The organism is Cohaesibacter gelatinilyticus (assembly GCF_900215605.1).
GTDB lineage: Bacteria > Pseudomonadota > Alphaproteobacteria > Rhizobiales > Cohaesibacteraceae > Cohaesibacter > Cohaesibacter gelatinilyticus.
The window spans coordinates 154,863-174,665 of record NZ_OBEL01000004.1 but is presented as its reverse complement, the minus strand read 5'-3'; the positions used below and the strand labels follow the sequence as shown (position 1 = coordinate 174,665).

General features: G+C 50.9%; 19 protein-coding genes. 10 read left to right on the top strand and 9 right to left on the bottom strand.

Annotation, left to right across the window (positions count from 1 at the left end; translation table 11 throughout):
- Positions 1-200: 200 nt before the first annotated feature.
- The 3 genes from CRO57_RS16770 to CRO57_RS16760 all read left to right on the top strand — a co-directional run bounded on the left by CRO57_RS16770 (position 201) and on the right by CRO57_RS16760 (position 4,422).
- Positions 201-1,214, top strand: a complete 1,014-nt coding sequence (locus tag CRO57_RS16770; RefSeq protein WP_097154637.1) for an Ldh family oxidoreductase — start codon at positions 201-203, stop codon at positions 1,212-1,214.
- A gap of 288 nt (positions 1,215-1,502) precedes the next feature.
- Complete coding sequence (gene ccoG, locus CRO57_RS16765; RefSeq protein ID WP_097154636.1) at positions 1,503-2,951, top strand: cytochrome c oxidase accessory protein CcoG; 1,449 nt, start codon at positions 1,503-1,505, stop codon at positions 2,949-2,951.
- A 73-nt stretch (positions 2,952-3,024) separates the two neighbouring features.
- A complete protein-coding gene (locus CRO57_RS16760; protein ID WP_097154836.1) occupies positions 3,025-4,422 on the top strand; it encodes an aminotransferase-like domain-containing protein in 1,398 nt (465 codons plus the stop codon).
- A 71-nt stretch (positions 4,423-4,493) separates the two neighbouring features.
- Here the strand turns inward: CRO57_RS16760 and CRO57_RS16755 are convergent, their stop codons facing one another.
- The 6 genes from CRO57_RS16755 to CRO57_RS16730 all read right to left on the bottom strand — a co-directional run bounded on the left by CRO57_RS16755 (position 4,494) and on the right by CRO57_RS16730 (position 11,361).
- Complete coding sequence (locus CRO57_RS16755; protein WP_097154635.1) at positions 4,494-5,348, bottom strand: fumarylacetoacetate hydrolase family protein; 855 nt, start codon at positions 5,346-5,348, stop codon at positions 4,494-4,496.
- A gap of 60 nt (positions 5,349-5,408) precedes the next feature.
- The gene (locus CRO57_RS16750; protein WP_097154634.1) at positions 5,409-6,356 is read right to left on the bottom strand and encodes an ABC transporter substrate-binding protein; all 948 of its coding nucleotides are present in this window, start codon (positions 6,354-6,356) and stop codon (positions 5,409-5,411) included.
- A gap of 105 nt (positions 6,357-6,461) precedes the next feature.
- Positions 6,462-7,466, bottom strand: coding sequence for an ABC transporter permease (locus CRO57_RS16745; RefSeq protein WP_097154633.1), 1,005 nt, complete (start codon positions 7,464-7,466; stop codon positions 6,462-6,464).
- Positions 7,463-8,989 (bottom strand): sugar ABC transporter ATP-binding protein, encoded by a 1,527-nt coding sequence (locus CRO57_RS16740; RefSeq protein WP_097154632.1) that lies wholly within the window; start codon positions 8,987-8,989, stop codon positions 7,463-7,465. Before CRO57_RS16740 ends, CRO57_RS16745 begins: the two co-directional genes overlap by 4 nt.
- Positions 8,989-9,738, bottom strand: coding sequence for an SDR family oxidoreductase (locus CRO57_RS16735; RefSeq protein ID WP_097154631.1), 750 nt, complete (start codon positions 9,736-9,738; stop codon positions 8,989-8,991). The genes CRO57_RS16740 and CRO57_RS16735 overlap by 1 nt, the downstream gene beginning before the upstream one ends.
- A gap of 96 nt (positions 9,739-9,834) precedes the next feature.
- Entirely contained in the window at positions 9,835-11,361 is a 1,527-nt protein-coding gene (locus tag CRO57_RS16730; protein ID WP_097154630.1) for a UxaA family hydrolase, read from the bottom strand.
- Positions 11,362-11,472: 111 nt separating this feature from the next.
- Here CRO57_RS16730 and CRO57_RS16725 point away from each other — a divergent pair, with 111 nt between their 5' ends.
- From CRO57_RS16725 to CRO57_RS16705, 5 genes are all read left to right on the top strand, one after another.
- Complete coding sequence (locus CRO57_RS16725; protein WP_097154629.1) at positions 11,473-12,183, top strand: GntR family transcriptional regulator; 711 nt, start codon at positions 11,473-11,475, stop codon at positions 12,181-12,183.
- Positions 12,184-12,293: 110 nt separating this feature from the next.
- Positions 12,294-13,352 carry an aldo/keto reductase gene (locus tag CRO57_RS16720; protein ID WP_097154628.1) on the top strand — a complete coding sequence of 353 codons (1,059 nt, stop codon included), beginning with the start codon at positions 12,294-12,296 and terminating at the stop codon, positions 13,350-13,352.
- On the top strand, positions 13,353-13,784 hold the full coding sequence (locus CRO57_RS16715; RefSeq protein WP_097154627.1) for an RbsD/FucU family protein: 432 nt from the start codon (positions 13,353-13,355) through the stop codon (positions 13,782-13,784).
- Positions 13,781-14,617 (top strand): amidohydrolase family protein, encoded by an 837-nt coding sequence (locus CRO57_RS16710; RefSeq protein WP_244580129.1) that lies wholly within the window; start codon positions 13,781-13,783, stop codon positions 14,615-14,617. Before CRO57_RS16715 ends, CRO57_RS16710 begins: the two co-directional genes overlap by 4 nt.
- 12 nt (positions 14,618-14,629) lie before the next feature.
- Complete coding sequence (locus CRO57_RS16705) at positions 14,630-15,748, top strand: fumarylacetoacetate hydrolase family protein (RefSeq protein ID WP_097154626.1); 1,119 nt, start codon at positions 14,630-14,632, stop codon at positions 15,746-15,748.
- 250 nt (positions 15,749-15,998) lie between these two features.
- Here the strand turns inward: CRO57_RS16705 and CRO57_RS16700 are convergent, their stop codons facing one another.
- The 3 genes from CRO57_RS16700 to CRO57_RS16690 form a co-directional block, all read right to left on the bottom strand.
- Complete coding sequence (locus CRO57_RS16700) at positions 15,999-16,295, bottom strand: hypothetical protein (RefSeq protein ID WP_097154625.1); 297 nt, start codon at positions 16,293-16,295, stop codon at positions 15,999-16,001.
- Positions 16,296-16,564: 269 nt separating this feature from the next.
- Positions 16,565-16,858 (bottom strand): hypothetical protein, encoded by a 294-nt coding sequence (locus CRO57_RS16695; protein WP_097154624.1) that lies wholly within the window; start codon positions 16,856-16,858, stop codon positions 16,565-16,567.
- A 275-nt stretch (positions 16,859-17,133) separates the two neighbouring features.
- On the bottom strand, positions 17,134-17,433 hold the full coding sequence (locus tag CRO57_RS16690; RefSeq protein ID WP_141401267.1) for a hypothetical protein: 300 nt from the start codon (positions 17,431-17,433) through the stop codon (positions 17,134-17,136).
- A 539-nt stretch (positions 17,434-17,972) separates the two neighbouring features.
- Here CRO57_RS16690 and CRO57_RS16685 point away from each other — a divergent pair.
- Together CRO57_RS16685 and CRO57_RS16680 are read left to right on the top strand one after the other, a co-directional pair.
- The gene (locus CRO57_RS16685; RefSeq protein WP_210200911.1) at positions 17,973-18,734 is read left to right on the top strand and encodes a DeoR/GlpR family DNA-binding transcription regulator; all 762 of its coding nucleotides are present in this window, start codon (positions 17,973-17,975) and stop codon (positions 18,732-18,734) included.
- A complete protein-coding gene (locus CRO57_RS16680) occupies positions 18,731-19,795 on the top strand; it encodes an ABC transporter ATP-binding protein (protein WP_210200910.1) in 1,065 nt (354 codons plus the stop codon). Before CRO57_RS16685 ends, CRO57_RS16680 begins: the two co-directional genes overlap by 4 nt.
- Positions 19,796-19,803: the final 8 nt, after the last annotated feature.

Here is a 19,803-nt window from a genome sequence, read left to right as displayed (position 1 = left end):
CTCATCAAACGGGAAGTCCACTTTATCGGATCTTGCCCGACGCTCAATTGCTAACATTGTGTGCGGAGAAGAAATGCAAGTTTACCAAGCGATTTGAGATTTGAAAAAGCGCAAGAAAAGTATATTGTATCCAAAAATACATACAAATAGATAGATTAGCTGTTTACCAATTTACCGAGACAGCAAACTGGAGAGAGACCATGAGCGATCAAATCGCCCTCGACCTTGAAGAAGCACAGGAGCTTGGTCTTAAGGTCTTGCGCGCTAATGGCTTCAACGAAGCCCACGCTAGATCGATCATGGACGTTATCTATCGCTGTCAATTGGATGACTGCCACTCTCACGGCCTCTATCGTCTCCTGATTTGTGTCAATACCGTCCGAGCGGGCCTTGTCGATGGGAACGAGAGCGTGGAAATAAGCGAACCGAGTCCTGCTTCAATCCGCGTGGATGCAAAGAATGGATATTCTCTTTTGGCGTTTGAGACCGGTCTTCCTCATCTGATTGAGAAAACAAAAAAGAATGGCGTCGGCCTGATGGCCATCAACAATTGTTTTCATTTCTCTGCCTTATGGCCGGAAGTAGAGAAGCTGTCCGAGGCAGGTCTTGCCGCGATGGCTATGGTTCCAAGCCATGCCTGGGTCGCACCTTCTGGTGGGACAAAGGGAAGCCTTGGCACCAATCCACTCGCCTTTTCCTGGCCGCGTGGCGAGAAAAATCCCTATACGTTCGACTTTGCCACAAGTGCCATTGCACGTGGCGAAATTGAGCTCGCAAAACGAGCTGGACATCCGCTTCCAGAAGGCGCCGCTATTGACGAGCATGGCAAGCCGACGATAGATCCCAATGAAGCCCTGAAAGGCGCAATGCTGACCTTTGGTGGTTACAAAGGCTCTGCCCTTTCCACCATGATCGAGCTGATGGCTGGCCCAATGATTGGAGATCTCACCAGCCTTGCCTCCCTTGAAAAGGATGGAAACCAAGGCGGCACACCATTGCATGGAGAGGTGATCATAGCTTTTGACCCCAAGCTTTTGGGTGGCACGGATACTGCCACCAATACCAGATTGGCCGAAGCCCTCTTCGCATCGATCTCGGAGCAGGGCGCACGTCTACCATCGCAACGACGCTATGCAGCACGTGCCCGCAATCTGGAAGCTGGTACAGTCACCATTCCAAAACAATTGCATGAAGACATTCTGGTGCTTCTCTGAAGTATGATGCACGTTAGATTTAGTCAATATGCATTCAATATTTCATTGAATGCATATTGATGAAATTAACAAAATAACCTGAGAAGAATCAAAATTTTCCCTTATAATTCTGATGGTTATTTATAAATTTTCCATCATAGAAATCTAATTTCACTCAATTATCCTGCGTCACTTTAGCACAATATATATCATTGATCGTATATTGATTCATATTGTATGCATCACTCGTATATACATTCGTTATGTGAGAATGATGCAGTTCAAGAGCCCGATGTCAGGAGACCAGCGATGACGGCCGAGACCCATGGAGCCCAGACCAGCTCAGAAATCCTCTATGAAGCGGCGCCCAAAATCTATCCGCAGAGTGTCAAAGGGCGATTTCGATCCATCAAATGGGCCTTCATGATTTTTGCCTTGGGGCTTTACTATGGCCTACCTTTCATTCGTTGGGATCGTGGTCCAGGCGTTCCCGATCAGGCCGTTCTCATCGATTTCCCCTCCAGTCGTTTCTATTTCTTCTTCATCGAAATCTGGCCGACTGAATTCTACTATCTCACAGGGCTTCTGATCATCGCCTCTCTGGCGCTATTCCTGATGAATGCGCTGGCAGGTCGTGTCTGGTGCGGTTACATGTGCCCCCAAACAGTCTGGACCGATCTGTTTTTTGCTGTCGAGAGATGGATAGAGGGTGATCGCCGCGTACGAATGAAGAATAGCAAACAGCCCCTCACCTTAAAGCTCATTGCGCAAAAGACCTTGAAACATGTCTTGTGGATCGTGATTGGTTGCATGACCGGTGGAGCATGGATCCTTTATTTTGCTGACGCGCCCACCCTAACCATGAGTATCTTTACCGGTGACGCGCCGATGGTAGCCTATGTCTGGATCGCCATTCTGACCTCCACCACCTACATTCTCGCCGGTCACATGTGCGAACAGGTCTGTCTCTATATGTGCCCCTGGCCACGTATTCAGGCAGCCCTGACTGACGAATGGGCCCTCAACGTCGCCTATCGGGTTGATCGTGGCGAACCACGTGGATCACTGAAGAAAATGCGCACCCGCTTGCAACAGGGAGAGCCAGCAGGCGATTGCATCGATTGCAATCAATGCGTTGCTGTTTGCCCAACTGGGGTGGATATTCGCAAAGGCTCACAAATGGGCTGCATCCAATGTGGTCTCTGCATTGATGCCTGCGATACCGTGATGGAAAAAATCGGCAAGCCACGTGGTCTCATCGACTATGACACCGACATCAATATCCAGCGCCATCTTGAAGGCAAGGAAAGTATCTACAAGGTCATTCGTCCTCGTACCCTCATCTATGTGGCCATGATCATCGGCATCAGCCTCATCATGCTCTATGCCCTCCTCAACCGGTCAACCGTTGAGGCAGGTATTACCCATGACAGAAATCCGATCTTTGTCATGTTGTCCGATGGCTCCATCCGAAATGACTACACTTTGCGTCTTGGCAACAAGGCAGAAGCTGCCACCTTCGAAATTGCACTGATAAAGGCTCCCGAAGGCCTGACCTTGACACCCACCGGTTTCAAAAGTGCAGATCCCCTAAGTTTCACAATCCCGGTCAAACGCGACACTACCAAGGAGTTTCGCCTCTCAATCCTCGCACCAAAAGACAATAATCGTGCACCGTCAGAAGATATTGTCTTCCGCATCACCAACAAAACAAATGGCGAGACCGATGAGGTTCAAAACTTCTTCCGATCACGATAAAAATTCATATATGCGAAAATAAATTGATTAAACTCTGCTCCCTATAGGCAGAGTATCGACAAGGATGGCAGATATGAGTGACAACGAGTTTGAAATCAGCTGGAAACCAGTCATTCGCAAAGCGGAAGGACCCGCCTATCTTGCCATTGCAAATGCATTGGAAGCAGACATTCATGCAGGTACGCTGATGTCAGGCACTCGCCTGCCACCTCAACGCGCATTGGCACGTTTTTTGGCGCTGGATTTCACGACGATCAGTCGCGCCTATAATGAAGCCAGCAAGCGCGGGTTGGTTGAAGGCAAAGTAGGACAAGGGACTTATGTCAGGGGAATAGAAGCCAAATCATCTGCACCCGTTACACCCGGCATCGTCGACATGGCCATGAATCAACCACCTTGTTTTGATGATGCCACTCTTGCGCGGCGTATGAAGAACGGCATGATTGCCGCTCAGAATGACAAGCCCCACAACTTTCTCTTCACATATCAGATCGCTGGCGGTACTGAACCAGATCGAGAGGCAGGTGTCCATTGGCTCTCCTCCCGCATCAGTCTCCTGACCCGTGATCGCCTGATCGTTTGCCCGGGAGCACAAAGCGCATTGCTTGCTCTCGTCAATTTCCTTTCATCCCCCGGTGAGGTGATCTGCGCTGAAGAGTTGACTTACCCCGGCTTTCGTTCGCTGGCTACCCAATTAGGCATCATCCTTGCTCCCATTGCCATGGACGAAGCTGGCATACTCCCGGCATCCTTTGAGGAAATTTGCGTCAAACGGAAACCCGCCGCACTTTATCTCACACCCACTCTGCATAATCCAACAACCATCACACTTCCATTGGAGCGGCGGCAGGCTATTGCCAACATCGCCAGACGCTATCATGTGCCCATCATAGAAGATGACGCCTATGGCGCCCTTCCCAAGCAATCACCAAAGCCCTTGGCTGAGCTTGCACCAGAATTGACATATCATGTTTCCTCGCTATCAAAATGTCTGTCACCAGCCCTGCGCATTGCCTATCTGGTTGCACCAGACATTCGGATTGCCAATCGTATTGTAGGAACATTGCGAGCAACCGCTTGTATGGCGTCTCCATTGACAACAGCTATCGCAACAAACTGGATTGAAGATGGAACAGCAGACGCAGTCCTGAATGCCATCAGGCAGGAAAGCGAGATCCGTCAACGGATCGCAAAGGACTATTTGCCAAAGGAACTCGTTACCACCGATAGTGAAGGATTTCATGCCTGGCTCAAATTGCCAGTTCCGTGGACACGGAGTGCCTTTATCCAACAATTGCGCAATGCTGGCGTCAGTGTTGTAGGAAGCGACGCTTTTTCCGATAATCATCAACCAGAAGCCGTTCGGCTTGGCTTTGGTGCACCTCACAATCATGAGGATTTGAAACGCAGCTTGCAGATCATCACCGACTTCCTCAAAGAGGAACCAGCTCTGATGAATATGATTGTTTGAGCTGATCTCCTCAAACAAAAAGCGGCGAGCATTAAGCTCGCCATCTGATATCTGAAAGTGATCGGAGCGCCTTAGCCACCTTGGACATTTTGAGTCTGGATTCCCAGACCTTCGATGCCCAGTTTCACCACTTCACCACCATGCAGATAGACCTGCGGGTTCTGGCCCATACCTACGCCTGGAGGCGTACCAGTGGAGATCACATCCCCCGGCTGCAAGCTCATGAACTGGCTGCAATAGGCAATCAGATGCGGGATCTTGTAAACCATGGTGGCCGTCGAGCCATCCTGATAGCGTTTACCATCCACATCAAGCCACATCTTAAGATCATCAAAATCACCCACTTCATCAGGGGTTACAAGCCATGGACCGATTGGACCGAAGGTATCGCACCCCTTGCCCTTGTCCCAAGTACCCGCTCGCTCGATCTGAAACTCACGCTCGGACACATCATTGACGACGCAGAAGCCAGCAATATGAGACAGCGCGTCCGCTTCTTCGATATAACTGCCCCCCTGGCCAATAATCACACCAAGCTCAACTTCCCAATCAGTTTTTCTGGAATTTCGCGGCACTTGAATATCATCATCAGGACCAACAATCGCAGATGTCCATTTATTGAAGATCACAGGCTCTGACGGAATATCCATACCTGCTTCAGCTGCATGGTCCGCATAATTGAGGCCGATACAAATAAATTTTCCGACATTGCCAACGCAAGGCCCAAGGCGCAGATCTTTCTGCGCTTCGCCCGCGACCAGTGGCAAACTGTCCGGATTGATCAAACCTAGTTTCTCAATCGAGCCGGGAAGAAGAGCATCGCCAGCCAGATCCGCAATATGTTCGGAGAGATCACGCACCTGCCCGTTAGCATCTAGAAGACCGGGCTTTTCCTGGCCTGCTGGCCCATAGCGAAGAAGTTTCATGAATATCTTGTCCTGATAAAAAGCTGACCCGATCAGCAATATCGGGTCAGCTGTTGTGGATCAATCATAGAGAACGGCAGAGATCTCTGGATTGTCCATATTCTTGGCATCGTAATAATAGAAACCGGTATCAATCGCAGAAGGTACCTTCTTGCCTTTGGACGCTTCAATCGCAGCCTTGACAGTTTCATAGCCAATACCGACCGGGTTCTGGGTAATGGCACCAGCCATCAGGCCGGAGCGAATGGCTTCTTTCTGAGCTTTACCGGAATCATAGCCAATGATGGTTATGCCCTTGGCACCCATTTCCTGCACGCCATTGGCAACACCGATAGCAGAACCTTCATTGGTACCAAAAATACCCTTAAGATCCGGATTGGCAGTGAGGATCGCCTTGGTCAATTCTGTAGACTTCAGATGGTCACCACCACCATATTGCACGGTCACAACTTCAATGCCCGGATGCTTGGCCTTGATCTGGTTGAGGAAGCCATCACGGCGGTCGATCCCGGTACGACTTGTCTGATCATGGGCAACAACGGCAACCTGACCTTTACCACCAATCAGCTCAGCCATTTTGTCAGCGGCCAGTGCAGCAGCAGCAACATTATCGGTCGACGCAGTAGCAAGCGGGATATCGCTATCAACGCCGGAATCAAAGGCAATCACCGGGATGCCTGCTTCCTTCGCCTGACGCAAAAGTGGAATGGCTGCCTGACTGTCGAGAGCTGCAAACCCGATAGCTGTCGGCTTTTTCGCAAGAGCTGCTGCAAGCATATCGATCTGGCGATCCACCATGGTCTCGTTATCAGGACCTTCAAAAGTGATCTCGACACCAAACTCATCTGCAGCCTTGTCAGCACCTGCCTTCACGGCTTGCCAGAACTGATGCTGGAAGCCTTTTGAAATCAGCGGGATATACATCTTGTCAGCAGCTGAAGCGAAGCTGCTGCTTGCCAGAATGGCAGTCGCTGCAACGGCACCGATCAGTGTACGTCTATTTAGCATGGGTTTCCTCCAGAATGGATAGGTTGGTTTTATTGTTTCTCATTGAATTGAATGATCTTCTTGGAACGTGAACCGCTCTCGTATTGTTTCAAGTTCGATGTTGGATCAGGTCTTTCCTTTACGCACCATGTCGGCATAGACAGCCAGAATTATGATGACGCCGGTCACCACTGTCTGCCATTCCTGGGCAACTGACAGCACGCGCAGACCGTTGGTCAGCACCGCCATGATCAGTGCACCAATCAAGGTTCCCATGATGGTGCCACGACCACCGGCAAGTGATGTGCCACCGATCACGACAGCAGCGATGGCTTCCAGCTCATAGCCAAGACCAAGAGCTGGCTGAGCGGAATTCAAGCGAGAGGCAATCAGGATACCTGCCACGCCACAGATACCTCCGGCCAGAGCATAGATACCCATTTTCCAGGCTTCGGTATTGACGCCAGAGAGGCGTACGGATTCCTCGTTGGAACCAAGAGCAAAAGTATAGCGTCCAAGAACGGTACGGCTGAGAATATAAGCAGCAGCGCCAGCAATCAGAAACAGGATCAACACGCCATTTGGTACTGGAAAGGCCGGGAAAATTTCACCAATCAGCGAACCACGGGCGATCTGATCAAAGCCCGGCGTGTCGTTGAAATAGATCGGGCGAGTGCCGGATATAACCAATGACAGGCCTTTGAGCACCAGCATCATGCCAAGAGTCGCAATGAAAGGTGGGATCTTGGCCTTGGCGACCAAAGTGCCAGACGTCAGGCCACATAAAGCACCAGCCCCGATAGCCCCAATCAGTCCCAAAGGCAGCGGCAAACCCGCTTTGGTCAGGATAACCCCGGCAATCACAGCACAAAAGGTCATCAGCGTTCCAACCGATAGATCAATCCCGCCGGTGATGATCACCAATGTTGCTGCAACGGCCAACACACCATTCACGGACGTTGCCTGCAAAATCGCCAGCATATTGGACATTTGCATGAAGTTTGGTGATGCAATGGAGAAACCCACCAGCAAAAGCACCAGACTGGCAAAGGCAAGCATCTTTTGATGCGCTCCAGTATCAATCAGATGAGAGAAGATGCTTGGTCGTTTGGTTGCATTAACTGCAGTCATGGGGCCTCTCCCACTGGTTGCATGGCTGCCTCGCGCTGGGTGGCAAGGTGCATGATATCTTCTTGAGTTGTTTTGGAGCCGCCAGACAGAATGCCGGTCAAGCGACCTTCACACATCACTGCAATTCGATGAGACAGGCGCATCACCTCGGGTAGTTCCGAAGAAATAACGATGATGGCGCGTCCCTGCTCAGCCAAGGTATTCAGCAGCTTATAGATCTCGGATTTGGCTCCAACATCAATGCCGCGGGTTGGTTCGTCAAAAATGAGAATGTCGCAATCGCGTAACAGCCATTTGGCGATAACCACTTTTTGCTGGTTGCCACCAGATAGAAGCCGCACTTCCTGAATATCAGACGGCGTACGGATATCGAGCTGGCGGATATAATCCTGCGTCACTTCTTTCATCGCAGCCTGGTCAAGCCGCCCAAGCTTGTCGGTAAATTCAGACAGCGAGGCCATCACCACATTGGCACGGACATCCATACCCGTAGCAAGACCAAAATGCTTACGGTCTTCCGACAGATAACCAATGCCGTGGGCAACCGCATCAGACGGAGAGCCGATTTTGCAGACATTGCCATGAACCGATATTTCACCTGAATCCAGCGGATCTGCACCAAAGATGGCGCGAGCAACCTCGGTGCGTCCAGCACCCATCAATCCAGCAAAACCAAGGATCTCACCTTTTTTGACGGAGAAGCTGACATCGCGAATTTCCTTGCCACGCTTAAGTCCCAGAACCTCCAAAGCAGTCTCGGCGTTGGAGAGATCAGGAATGACAACCTCTTCGCTTTCCAGCTCGCGTCCTACCATCATGGCAATGATCTTACTGATGGGGGTGTCTGCCGCCTCCACTGTGCCGACATATTCACCATCACGCATCACGGTCACACGATCAGCGATCTGTTTCAGCTCATCCATTTTATGGCTGATATAGATGATGCCGACACCTTCGGTTTTCAGACGGCGAATGATGACAAACAATTCGGCAATTTCCGCATCATTCAGGGCTGCGGTTGGCTCATCCATGATCAGGATCTGACTGCGATAAGACAGCGCCTTGGCAATCTCGACCATCTGCTGTTTTGCAATGGTCATATCTCCGACAATCGCCTTGGGGTCAAGTCCAAGATTCATGCTATCGAAAATTTCCTGCGCCTGCGCATTCAAGGCCTTTTCATCCAGTCGCCCGAAGGAAAGACGCGGCTCACGTCCGATGAAGATATTCTGCGCAGCCGTCAGATCATTCATCAGGCTCAGTTCCTGATGAATGATGCCAACTCCCAGATCTTGCGCTTCGCGCGGCCCTTCCGGATTGGCAACCTTGCCGTTGATCAGCATCTCACCACCATCTTTTCCGTAGATGCCAGAGAGGATCTTCATGAGCGTGGACTTACCAGCTCCATTCTCGCCCATCAGGGCATGCACTTCGCCGGCTCGCAGATTGAAATGCACGCTTTTTAGTGCATGAACACCAGGAAAGCGCTTTTCGATGGCCTTCATGTCGACAAGAACGGTCATCAGATCGTTACTCCCCCATCGACTAGCAAGGCCTGCCCTGTCACGAACCGGCTGTCATCAGACAGCAAATACAGGATCATCGGAGTCAGATCATCGACGGTTGCCAAGCGCCCCATGGGCTGGCGAGCGATGAAGTCTTTCTCCGCCTGCACAGGATCAGGTGCTGCTTCAATACGTCCGCGCAAGGAAGGTGTATCAACCGTCCCAGGACATAGTGCGTTACAGCGAATGCCATCTTTCACAAAATCTGCCGCAATGCCTTTGGTCAGGCCAATGACAGCAGCCTTGGTCGCACCATAAGCGGTGCGCATTGGAAAGCCTTTTATGCTCGAAGCCATGGAAGCCATATTCAAGATGGAGCTGCTGCCCGTTTCCTTGGCCCGTTCAATCATACCTGGTAGGAAAGCACGGGCCATGCGGACCATGGACGTTACATTCAGGTTCATACTGAAAGCCCAGTCGTCGTCACTGATGTCGAGGAGGGTGCCATTATGAACAAAACCGGCGCAGTTGAAGAGACCATCAACCGGCCCTACATTTGCAGCCAATTCCAAAATGGCCTGTGGATCGCAGACATTGAGATGGCACACATCGATTGAGGCATTCTCAGCCTTCAGACTCGCAAGCGCTTCATCATTGATGTCAGTAGCGATGACGCTGGCCCCGCGCGCTGCACACGCAAGTGCGGATGCACGCCCCATGCCCTGTCCGGCCGCAGTGATCAGAATAGTCTTGCCATTCAGATCCATTGTCTTTCCTCCCGTTCCAATGCATTTGCATCGGACGTTTTTGTCGGGCAGCTCAGCTGCCCAATCTCCCAATTCTGTGTAAGCCGCCTCGCAGCTCTACATCACAGCTCCAATTTGCCAGGGCACAAACTCGGCTCCTCCAAAGCCAAGCTCTTCACTTTTGGTTTGCTCACCAGAAGCGACCCGAATGAATGTTTCAAAAATTTCCTCGCCCTTCGCCTCCAGAGACACACCATCGCTGACGATATCGCCGCAATTGATGTCCATATCCTCTGAGAGACGGACATACATCTCGCTATTGGTGGCCAGCTTGATGCAAGGTGTCGGCTTATAACCAGAGACTGAGCCGCGCCCAGTGGTAAAGACGATCAGATTGGCTCCAGACGCTACTTGCCCCGTCACCGAGCAAGGATCAAAACCAGGACTGTCCATGAAAACCAATCCATTTGTGTCGATTGGCTCTGCAAATTTATAGAATTCCGTCAAAGGCGCACTACCGGCTTTGGCTACTGCACCCAGAGATTTTTCCAGTATGGTGGTCAAGCCGCCACGTTTGTTTCCTGGCGATGGATTGTTATCCATCTCGCCGCCATTGCGTGCGCAATAGTCTTCCCACCAATGGATCCGATCAATCAGCTTTTCACCAACTTCCACACTCGCTGCACGACGGGTCAGCAGATGCTCGGCTCCATAGACCTCAGATGTCTCGGATAGGATGGTGGTACCGCCATGACGGACCAGAAGATCCGAAGCAATCCCAAGGGCAGGGTTAGCGGTGATGCCGGAATAACCGTCCGAGCCGCCACATTGCATCCCGATAGTCAGATGAGAAACACTCGCAGGCTTACGTTCACATTTATTGGCGATAGCCGCCAACTCATTTAGTTCAGCCAAACCTGCCTCAATGGTAGCCCGTGTGCCACCGGCCTGCTGGATGGTCATGAAACGCACATTGCCATCAGCACGGATCTGCCGACCGCCCACCAGATTGGAGATCTGCATCACTTCACAGCCAAGGCCAACCAACAGAATAGCGGCGAAATTGGGATGCTGAGCATAGCCAGAAAGCGTACGGAACAACGTCTCATACCCCTCACCACTCGCCGCCATGCCACAACCGGTGCCATGAGCGATCGGCACAAATCCATCAACATTGTCAAAGCCATCTAGCAAACCGGATTTCTCGGCAGCCTCTGTTATGAACCGGGCGACAGAACCAGAGCAGTTCACCGATGTCAGGATACCGATATAGTTGCGCGTACCGACGCGGCCATCCTCACGATGATAGCCCATGAATGTACGGTCGGAATGAATGGCCGGAAGGGGCTCATACTCGCTGGCGAAGCCATAATCCTGCACATGGTTGCCCATACCAAGATTATGACTATGAACATGCTCACCAATCGAAATATCTGCTTTGGCAACACCAATAATCTGACCATACCGACGAACCGCATCACCCTTCGCAATAGAGCAAGCTGCAATCTTGTGACCACGAGCAACGTCCTGCTTCAGACCGCAAGGCAAACCTTCTGGTTGTTCCCCGGCTTTCATGTCTTCAAGCGCAATCACGACGTTGTCACTTTCCTGCAGGCGGAGGGTCTTTGATCTTTGGTCCGTCATGCAGGTTCCTTTGGTCCGAAAAATTGACTAAGAGCTGTTCAAGTCATGAGTGTTTTAGCTTGACTTGCATTCTATGTCAACTAACATGTTAGTATGCAAAGGCGGGATTTTATGAATCAAACCGAGAAAGAAATCGACTTCACACTGCGCGATATCAGTGATTTACCGGGCTCATTGGCCAGCCGGGTCTATGAATCTATCAAGGAAGCAATCTTGAAATTCGACCTTCCACCCGGTGCCGTTCTGCGAAAAGCGATGATTTGCGAGCAGCTTGGCGTCTCCCGTTCTCCGGCCTCCGAGGCATTGGCGAGACTGGCATCCGAAGGACTTGTGGATATCGTGCCCCAATCCGGCACACGGGTCTCACGCTTTTCGATGGAAGAAATCGAGGAAGGAGCTTTCTTGCGGGAAGCCTTGGAGCTGGCGGCTGTGGCCAAGGTAGCGCACGACTGCACGGAGCAGCAACTCAGCCAGCTAACCCGCAATCTACGCCTGCAAAAGATGCTGCTGGAAGACAAGGATTATACAGGCTTCTATCAGGAAGATGACGAGATGCATCGACTGATCATGAGTTTTACCGGTTATAGCCGCGTGGTATCCGTTGCCAGTGTCGCATGGCTGCAGGTGGATCGCGCCCGTCAGCTCTTGCTACCAACACCAGGGAATGTCCGTCGCTCCTATGAAGAGCATGCCACCATTGTTGATGCCATTCGCAACCACGATCCCGAGGCAGCACGCACAGCCATGAAAAAACATCTCAGCCAATTGGTCGAACGTCTCAAGCCTTTGGAAGCAGAACGCCCTGACTATTTCAAACAATAGAGGTCATACTTTATTTGCTGGCACTTTGCCGCCGCCAACCCAAAGCGCGTGGTTTGGTTCGAGATTTCACCTCTCACCCGCACTCCACCCCTCACCTTTAGGGACCTGACATGGACATATCGACAACCAACTTGCTCAATCATCGCACCAAACGTCCCGTTCCGCTCACTCGAATGGGTTTTGGTGGCGCGCCTTTGGGAAATCTCTATCGCAAAGTGAGCGACGAAGATGCGCAAGCCTCTCTGCAAGCTGCTTTTGATGCGGGTATCCGCTATTTCGATACCGCCCCGCAATATGGTCTTGGCCGGTCCGAGATGCGATTTGGCAAGGCCTTGAAACGATTTGGGCGCGATAATGTGCAACTTTCCACCAAGATTGGTCGGCTGCTTGTCGATTGCGAGCCTCATGAAGTCACCCCTGAAGCCTTTGTTGATGTTCCACAAAAACGCATCGTGTTCGATTATAGTTATGATGGGGTCATGCGATCCTATGAGGCTAGCAAGGAACGCCTAGAGGTCAGCAATGCTGATATTCTCTTGATCCATGATGTCTGTGTCTTTTCGCAGGGCTCTCAAGAGATGAGCGATAAACGTGTTCGGGAGTTGTTTGATCAAGGTGGCTATCGTGCACTCACGGAGCTTCGCAATTCCGGCGAGATTGCCGCTATTGGTGCAGGCGTCAACGAATGGCAGGTTTGCGAGAAACTGCTTGGCCTTGGCGATTTTGACGGCTTCCTGCTGGCCGGGCGTTACACATTGCTGGAACAGGAAGCGCTCAATTCTTTCCTGCCTCTGTGCGAGAAGCGCGATGTCGGCATCATTCTTGGCGGACCCTACAATTCCGGTATTCTGGCAACTGGTGCGATTGAAGGCGCCAAATATAATTATGCACAAGCACCAGATGATGTTCTGGAGCGTGTGAACAAAATCGAGGCGGTCTGCAAAGCCCATGACACTCGCCTGATCGCAGCTGCCCTGCAATTCGTGCTCGGTCATCCCGCTGTCAAAACCGTGGTCCCAGGCGCTGTCAGTTCAGCCGAAGTGAAAGCCAATGTAGAGCTGATGCAAACCCCTATCCCGCAAGGCCTTTGGTCAGATCTCCGCATCGAAGGTTTGATCCGCTCTGATGCTCCTCTTCCCGGAGAGAAAAAAGTGAGTGAGGTATCTTAGATGTTACGTGATATAGATCCGATCCTTTCACCCGATCTCCTTCATATCCTACGCGCCATGGGCCATGGAGATGAGCTGGTGATTGCTGACGCTAATTTTCCCGCTACTTCCACCGGCCAACGTATCACCCGGTTGGATGGGCTGGAGGCAACTCAAGTACTTCAAGCAGTCTTGAGCGTTATGCCGCTGGATAATTTTGTCTCTGATCCAGCTCTAACCATGCAAATGGTGGAAGATCCGAGTGCAACACCACCAATTGTTCTAATGTTTCAAGACATCATCAACGATGTCGCCGATCACCCGGCGCAAATACAAAGCCTTGAGCGCTTTGCTTTTTATCAGCGTGCCAAGTCCGCCTTTGCCGTCGTGCAAACAGGTGAGCAGCGTCTGTATGGCAATATCATTGTCAAAAAGGGAGTGGTCGCTCCATGAGCAAACCAATGCGCCTGGATGCTCATCAGCATTTCTGGTCACTGGCACGAGACGATTATGGCTGGCTCACACCTGACCTTGTCCCAATCTATCGTGATTTTCTGCCAGATGATCTCTCCCCCATCCTGAAAAACGCTGGCATTGAGGCGACCATCCTTGTACAAGCCGCACCAACTTTGGCCGAAACCGAATATATGCTTTCGCTTGCCGAGAATCATACCTTCATCAAGGGCGTTGTCGGCTGGGTAGATTTTGAAGATGAGACAGCGCCAGAACAAATTTCCAAGCTTGCAAGTCATCCCAAACTGGTAGGCCTTCGCCCCATGATTCAGGACATTGAGCAGGCTGACTGGATGCTTGAACCAAAGCTGGCATCATCTTTCACAGCTTTGATCCAGAACGGTCTTACCTTCGATGCACTCACCTTACCCAAACATCTTGTATATCTACGGCAATTGCTGGACCTTTATCCCGGAATGCGCGTGGTGATTGATCATGGTTCCAAGCCTGACATTGCCAGTGGTTCAATCAAAAAGTGGGCACAGCAAATGAATGAAATTGCCAATGGATCCAAGGCCTATTGCAAGCTCTCCGGTCTTGTCACCGAAGCCTCTGCAGATTGGACCATTGAGGATCTACGCCCCTATGTGGAGCATTTACTCTCCTCCTTCGGCCCCTCTCGGTTGATTTGGGGGAGTGATTGGCCCGTCTGCACATTGACCAGTTCCTATGAACGCTGGCTGGAAACCACTGATGCCCTGCTCATCGAGTGTTCCGATGAAGAGCGCAATCAAATCCTTGGCGGCAATGCCTTCAAAGCCTATTCCCTGTAGCGAGACGCAAACATGACTCTCAATCTTTCCCACGATGGCCTCTGGCTTGGTCGTATCCAACGCGCTGGTATTGGCCCATCTGTCGTAACTCTTCGCAAGGGGCAATTAGTGGACATCACATGCCGAGAAGCGCCGACGGTGCGGGATATATTGGAGCGAGAGGATACCGCTTCTTATGTAATAAATGCATCTGGCACACAACTTGGTCCGGTTGTTGCCTTGCCTGACGGATTAAGCTGGCTGGCTCCTTGCGATTTTCAAGCCATCAAGGCCTGCGGCGTAACCTTTGCCGGTTCCATGGTCGAGCGGGTCATTGAAGAGCAAGCAGCAGGTGATCCGGATAAGGCAGATAGCATTCGCAAGCGCGTAGGTGCCAAAATTGGCGACAGTCTTTCCAATATCACTCCAGGATCAGCAGAAGCCGAACAGGTAAAACAAGCGCTGATATCAGAAGGCCTTTGGTCACAATATCTGGAAGTCGGCATAGGGCCGGATGCAGAGGTCTTTTCCAAGGCACAAGTTCTTTCTTCCGTCGGCTTTGGCGGCGATGTCGGCCTGCATCCAATCTCTACATGGAACAACCCGGAGCCAGAAGTGGTGCTTGCGGTCACTTCCAAAGGCAAAATCAAGGGCGCTACCTTGGGCAATGATGTCAATTTGCGTGATGTGGAAGGACGATCGGCACTACTTCTCTCCAAAGCCAAGGATAATAATGCCTCTTGCTCCATTGGTCCGATGATCCGTTTATTCGATGACAGTTTCTCGCTGGAAGACGTGAGAAAAGCTGAACTGGATCTACGCGTCGAGGGAGAAGACGGCTTTGTGCTGGAAGGGCATAGCTCCATGAGCCAGATCAGTCGCGATCCGGCAGATCTGGTGCGTCAAACCATTGGACGGCATCATCAATATCCAGATGGTCTGATGTTGTTCCTCGGCACTCTCTTTGCGCCGACCAAGGATCGTGACACACCGGGTCAGGGCTTCACTCACAAGATTGGCGACGTCGTCACCATTTCCTGCCCAGAGCTTGGATCACTGACCAATCGAGTTCAGCTATCAACAATATGCGACCCATGGATCTTTGGCGCAACCGCCCTGATGCGCAATCTGGCCGCTCGAGATCTCCTCTAAGTCAGAAATGAAAAAACTTCCGCCACAGCCACTTGCTGGAGGAAGGAAGCAAGGGGCTGTAATGGAAGATCTCAAGTCTTAGTGCCCGATTTAAAAGCCTCTAATCGAAACTTTTAAGCTGCATCGCCAGCCCTCTCCCCTCCCAAACCGCCTACGAGGGTACCATATCGGATGGTTTGGGAGGGGGAGAGGGCTCGGCCAAGACTTTTAAATCAGGCTCTTAACAGGGAGTGACGTAAGTTCGTAATTTCTACATATCACTGCCGGATATGCATCGATAGCCGACAAAAGCACTGGAAGAATCTGCAGTTGGTGCATAAGCGGCACGGGCAAATTGTCCCTGACCACATTGACCACTATTGGAAACATAGCGATCAAAAACACCCGGGCCAGTGTTCAAGATAACGCTACCCTGCTGCTTGATAATATCCTGCAATTTTGCGGTTGTGTGCTTGGTGCTATCGATTTTTTTGGGACTCATGGCCTGCGTACCAGAAGCAACAAAAGCAGCAATCAGCGCAGAGAGCGCGAGGGCACATTTCTTCATAACACTGTCCTTTCGGATAAATTTGTCGGTGAAGAAAAGCTAATATTTTCATACCAATTGGTCTAGTAAACTACTCTCACATTGAAGTGCATATCACTCATCAAGCCCCTCACCCATATGTGATGCAGCTCAGTGTGAACCTACATGACGATGCTGCTTTCAAAACAAAAAAGCTCCCACCAAAGCCTTGAACAAGTGATCTTGCCAAATGCAGTGGTGGAGAGCTTTGAAGAGCTGGATATCAGCTCACCAGTTGTCATTTGTTGTTATCAGCCTTCATCGCTATCGCTCACACAACGATAGCCAACAAAGCCGTTGTTGGAATCAGTAGTCGGTACGAAAGCCGAACGAGTTTCCTGGCCAAGACCACAATGCGAACGGTTGGCAACATAACGGTCAAACAAACCAGGACCTGTGCTCAAGATGACGCTACCCTGTTGTTGAACAATGCGCTGTAGCTGGGAGGTAGAATGCTGGGAGCTATCAATCGTGCTGGAGGTCATGGCTTGTGCACCAGAAGCAACAGAAGCTGCAAGCAGAAGAGAGAGGGCGAAAGTTTTCATTTTCAAATCCTTTATGTTCAGTTTTCGATGAACCAAAGCTAATCATTCCGACCTGATTGGTCCAGTAAACTGCTTTCACATAGAGGTGCATTTATATTGTAAATTCAATCACTTGAATTTGAAACACATCGACGTGAGGCAGATTGAAATATACCTTGAAAACAAAAAAAGCTCCCACCAATGCTTTGCACAAATGAATGCATCAAAAGCAATGGTGGAGAGCTTTGAAGGAGCTGAAGTTCAGCTCACCAGACTTGATTTATCGGCTTTATTATTTAGCCTTCGTCACTATCAATCACGCAGCGATAGCCAACGAACGCATTGTCGGAATCGATCGTCGCGACATAAGCAGCTCTGGTGTCTTCATGGCTGCTACATTGGGCCCGGCTGGAAACATAGCGATCAAAAAGACCAGGGCCGGTTTGCAAAATGAGGCTGCCATGTTCCTTGATCATCTGTTGAAGCTGCGAGCTTGAATGCTGTGAGCTGTCGACCTTGTTTGAGGTCATGGCCTGCGCACCAGAGGCAACTGAGACGGCGACAAGCATTGAAAGTGTAAGAGCTAGTTTCTTCATCTTTAAATCCCTTTCTCGGGTTGTTGCGATAAGGAAAAGCTAATTCTTTGGAACCGATTGGTCCAGTAAACTACTCTCACGTTGGAGTGCGAGCAACTCTCCAAGTCTTCACATCGATTTGCATCATTTTTCCGTGAGACAAACTTGTATCTGGAGGCTTCTATTCCGCAACCGAATGAGTCGATCAATCAAAAAGGGGCTATCAACAGAGCACAATTTGAAATGCCTGAGTGGAGTATATCGGCACCTTTTCACGCATTCTGTTGCTCACTTGCTCATTTCTTCCCTGCCAGAATGTGCAGGCCGCAGACTCGATGCTCAGTAGATATCCCCATATCGCATATGCGAACGAACTTGCCCCCACAATTTCCCTTCATAGGCTTTTCCTTTGAAAATGCACCGATTTTGATTGCTGCATATTTAGACGCAATGCACATAAAATATCCATATGAGCAGCATATATGTGCTCATATGGACAAAAATTGACATATCATTGTCATAAAACTAGCCTATTTGAGCAAATAAGAGGAGAGACGAGCATGGATCGCAGATCGCTAATTCTGGAAAAAGCGCAAAGAACGGGTCGCGTCATGGTAGACGACCTGGCGCAGGAATTTGGCGTATCGACACATACCATTCGCCGCGACATCAATGTCCTTTGCGAGCAGGCCAAGTTACGCCGTTTGCATGGGGGAGCAGAGTTTATCGATGGTAGTGCCAATTTGCCTTATGCCATGCGAGCCATTCTCAATGCCAATGCCAAAACGGCAATTGCCACCAAAGTTGCCAGCCTGATTCCAGACGAGGCAACGGTCTTCATATCCATCGGCACGACTCCGGCAATGGTGGCAGCCGAACTTGCAGACAAGAACGGCCTGACGGTAATCACCAACAATCTCAATGCCGCGATGGCTGTGGCCCAAAATACCACCCATCGCATCATCCTGCCCGGCGGTGAGCTGCGTCTGCCAGACCGGGATATGATCAATCTGGCTGCTATTCGCCTGTTTGAAGGCTATCGCGCCGATTTTGGTATTTATGGCGTGGGCGGCATCGATCCCGATGGCAGTCTGCTGGATTTTCACGAAGAAGAAGTGCAGATCCGTCAGCAGATCCATGGCAATGCCCATCAATCCATTCTGGTTGCGGATAAAACAAAATTTGGTCGGCGGGCAGCAGCCGTCGGCGGCCACCTGAACGAGGCGGATTTTATGGTCATAGATGACAGACCCGAAGGCGATTTCTCGAACCAATTGGACGACTATTCCGGTCAGTTGATCGTAGCAAGGGAGGAAGCATGATGTCAGCATTTCTGTCGCTTCAATCCATCACTCGTCAATGGGACGGTGAAGGTGGTGTCGTCAATGTTTCCCTGGATGTCGAAAAAGGCGCTTTCCTGTCAATTCTTGGCCCCTCTGGCTGTGGTAAGTCCACACTCCTGCGTTTGATTGCAGGCCTCGAACACCCGCAAACCGGCTCCATCATCATGGACGGTCAGGATGTGACCGAGCAAAATGCCTCCGAGCGTCATCTTTCCATGGTGTTTCAGTCCTATGCGCTCTTTCCGCATCTCAATGTTACCGAGAATATCCAGTTCGGCCTGAAAGTCCGCAAAGTCTCCAAGACGGAACGAGCCGAACGGGTCGCAGAAGCGGTAGAAATGACTGGTCTCAAAGGGTTGGAGTTGCGCAAACCAGCTGAGCTATCCGGCGGACAGCGCCAGCGCGTTGCACTCGCTCGTGCTTCGGTCTCCGGTCATCCGCTGTGTCTGATGGATGAACCGCTCTCCAACCTTGATGCAAAACTGCGCCATTCCGTGCGCCGGGATATCAAGGCCCTGCAACGTCGTCTTGGCCTTACTGTTGTTTATGTGACCCATGATCAGAGTGAAGCCATGAGCCTGTCAGATCAGGTAGCACTTATGAATGGCGGCCATCTGGAACAAATCGGCACACCGGCCGAACTTTACAACAAACCTGCCAGCCTTTTCGCCGCCGAGTTTATTGGTGAGCCACCAATGGCGCATCTGGCTGGTGAACTACTGGGTTTGAATGATCAGATCCGCGTCGGCATTCGCCCTGAGTTCATCTCGATGGAGGCGGACGCCAGATCAGCAGATGTCAGCGCACAAGTCACCGATATTGAATTTTTGGGAAGCGGCACCCGCTATAATCTGGACCTGCCTTCTACCAAGGGGCTAACTGTGACCGCCCCAGGCGAAGCAACCATTGCCATGGGTGAGCAGGTTCATATTTCCCTACCCGAGAATAAAAGGCTCCTTTTCGACGCCGCGAGCGGCAAAATCAAAAAGGAGCCCACGCAGAATTACGAGACCGACAGTCGCCAAACCACCGTCTCGTGATGGCCGAA

Coding starts and splice junctions, on each gene's coding strand:
- CRO57_RS16700 (WP_097154625.1), bottom strand. CDS start 16,295: ATGAAGAAATGTGCCCTCGCGCTCTCTGCGCTGATTGCTGCTTTTGTT.
- CRO57_RS16760 (WP_097154836.1), top strand. CDS start 3,025: ATGAGTGACAACGAGTTTGAAATCAGCTGGAAACCAGTCATTCGCAAA.
- CRO57_RS16750 (WP_097154634.1), bottom strand. CDS start 6,356: ATGCTAAATAGACGTACACTGATCGGTGCCGTTGCAGCGACTGCCATT.
- CRO57_RS16695 (WP_097154624.1), bottom strand. CDS start 16,858: ATGAAAACTTTCGCCCTCTCTCTTCTGCTTGCAGCTTCTGTTGCTTCT.
- CRO57_RS16730 (WP_097154630.1), bottom strand. CDS start 11,361: ATGACGGACCAAAGATCAAAGACCCTCCGCCTGCAGGAAAGTGACAAC.
- CRO57_RS16705 (WP_097154626.1), top strand. CDS start 14,630: ATGACTCTCAATCTTTCCCACGATGGCCTCTGGCTTGGTCGTATCCAA.
- CRO57_RS16740 (WP_097154632.1), bottom strand. CDS start 8,989: ATGACCGTTCTTGTCGACATGAAGGCCATCGAAAAGCGCTTTCCTGGT.
- CRO57_RS16725 (WP_097154629.1), top strand. CDS start 11,473: ATGAATCAAACCGAGAAAGAAATCGACTTCACACTGCGCGATATCAGT.
- ccoG (WP_097154636.1), top strand. CDS start 1,503: ATGACGGCCGAGACCCATGGAGCCCAGACCAGCTCAGAAATCCTCTAT.
- CRO57_RS16690 (WP_141401267.1), bottom strand. CDS start 17,433: ATGAAGAAACTAGCTCTTACACTTTCAATGCTTGTCGCCGTCTCAGTT.
- CRO57_RS16685 (WP_210200911.1), top strand. CDS start 17,973: ATGGATCGCAGATCGCTAATTCTGGAAAAAGCGCAAAGAACGGGTCGC.
- CRO57_RS16720 (WP_097154628.1), top strand. CDS start 12,294: ATGGACATATCGACAACCAACTTGCTCAATCATCGCACCAAACGTCCC.
- CRO57_RS16710 (WP_244580129.1), top strand. CDS start 13,781: ATGAGCAAACCAATGCGCCTGGATGCTCATCAGCATTTCTGGTCACTG.
- CRO57_RS16770 (WP_097154637.1), top strand. CDS start 201: ATGAGCGATCAAATCGCCCTCGACCTTGAAGAAGCACAGGAGCTTGGT.
- CRO57_RS16745 (WP_097154633.1), bottom strand. CDS start 7,466: ATGACTGCAGTTAATGCAACCAAACGACCAAGCATCTTCTCTCATCTG.
- CRO57_RS16755 (WP_097154635.1), bottom strand. CDS start 5,348: ATGAAACTTCTTCGCTATGGGCCAGCAGGCCAGGAAAAGCCCGGTCTT.
- CRO57_RS16735 (WP_097154631.1), bottom strand. CDS start 9,738: ATGGATCTGAATGGCAAGACTATTCTGATCACTGCGGCCGGACAGGGC.
- CRO57_RS16715 (WP_097154627.1), top strand. CDS start 13,353: ATGTTACGTGATATAGATCCGATCCTTTCACCCGATCTCCTTCATATC.
- CRO57_RS16680 (WP_210200910.1), top strand. CDS start 18,731: ATGATGTCAGCATTTCTGTCGCTTCAATCCATCACTCGTCAATGGGAC.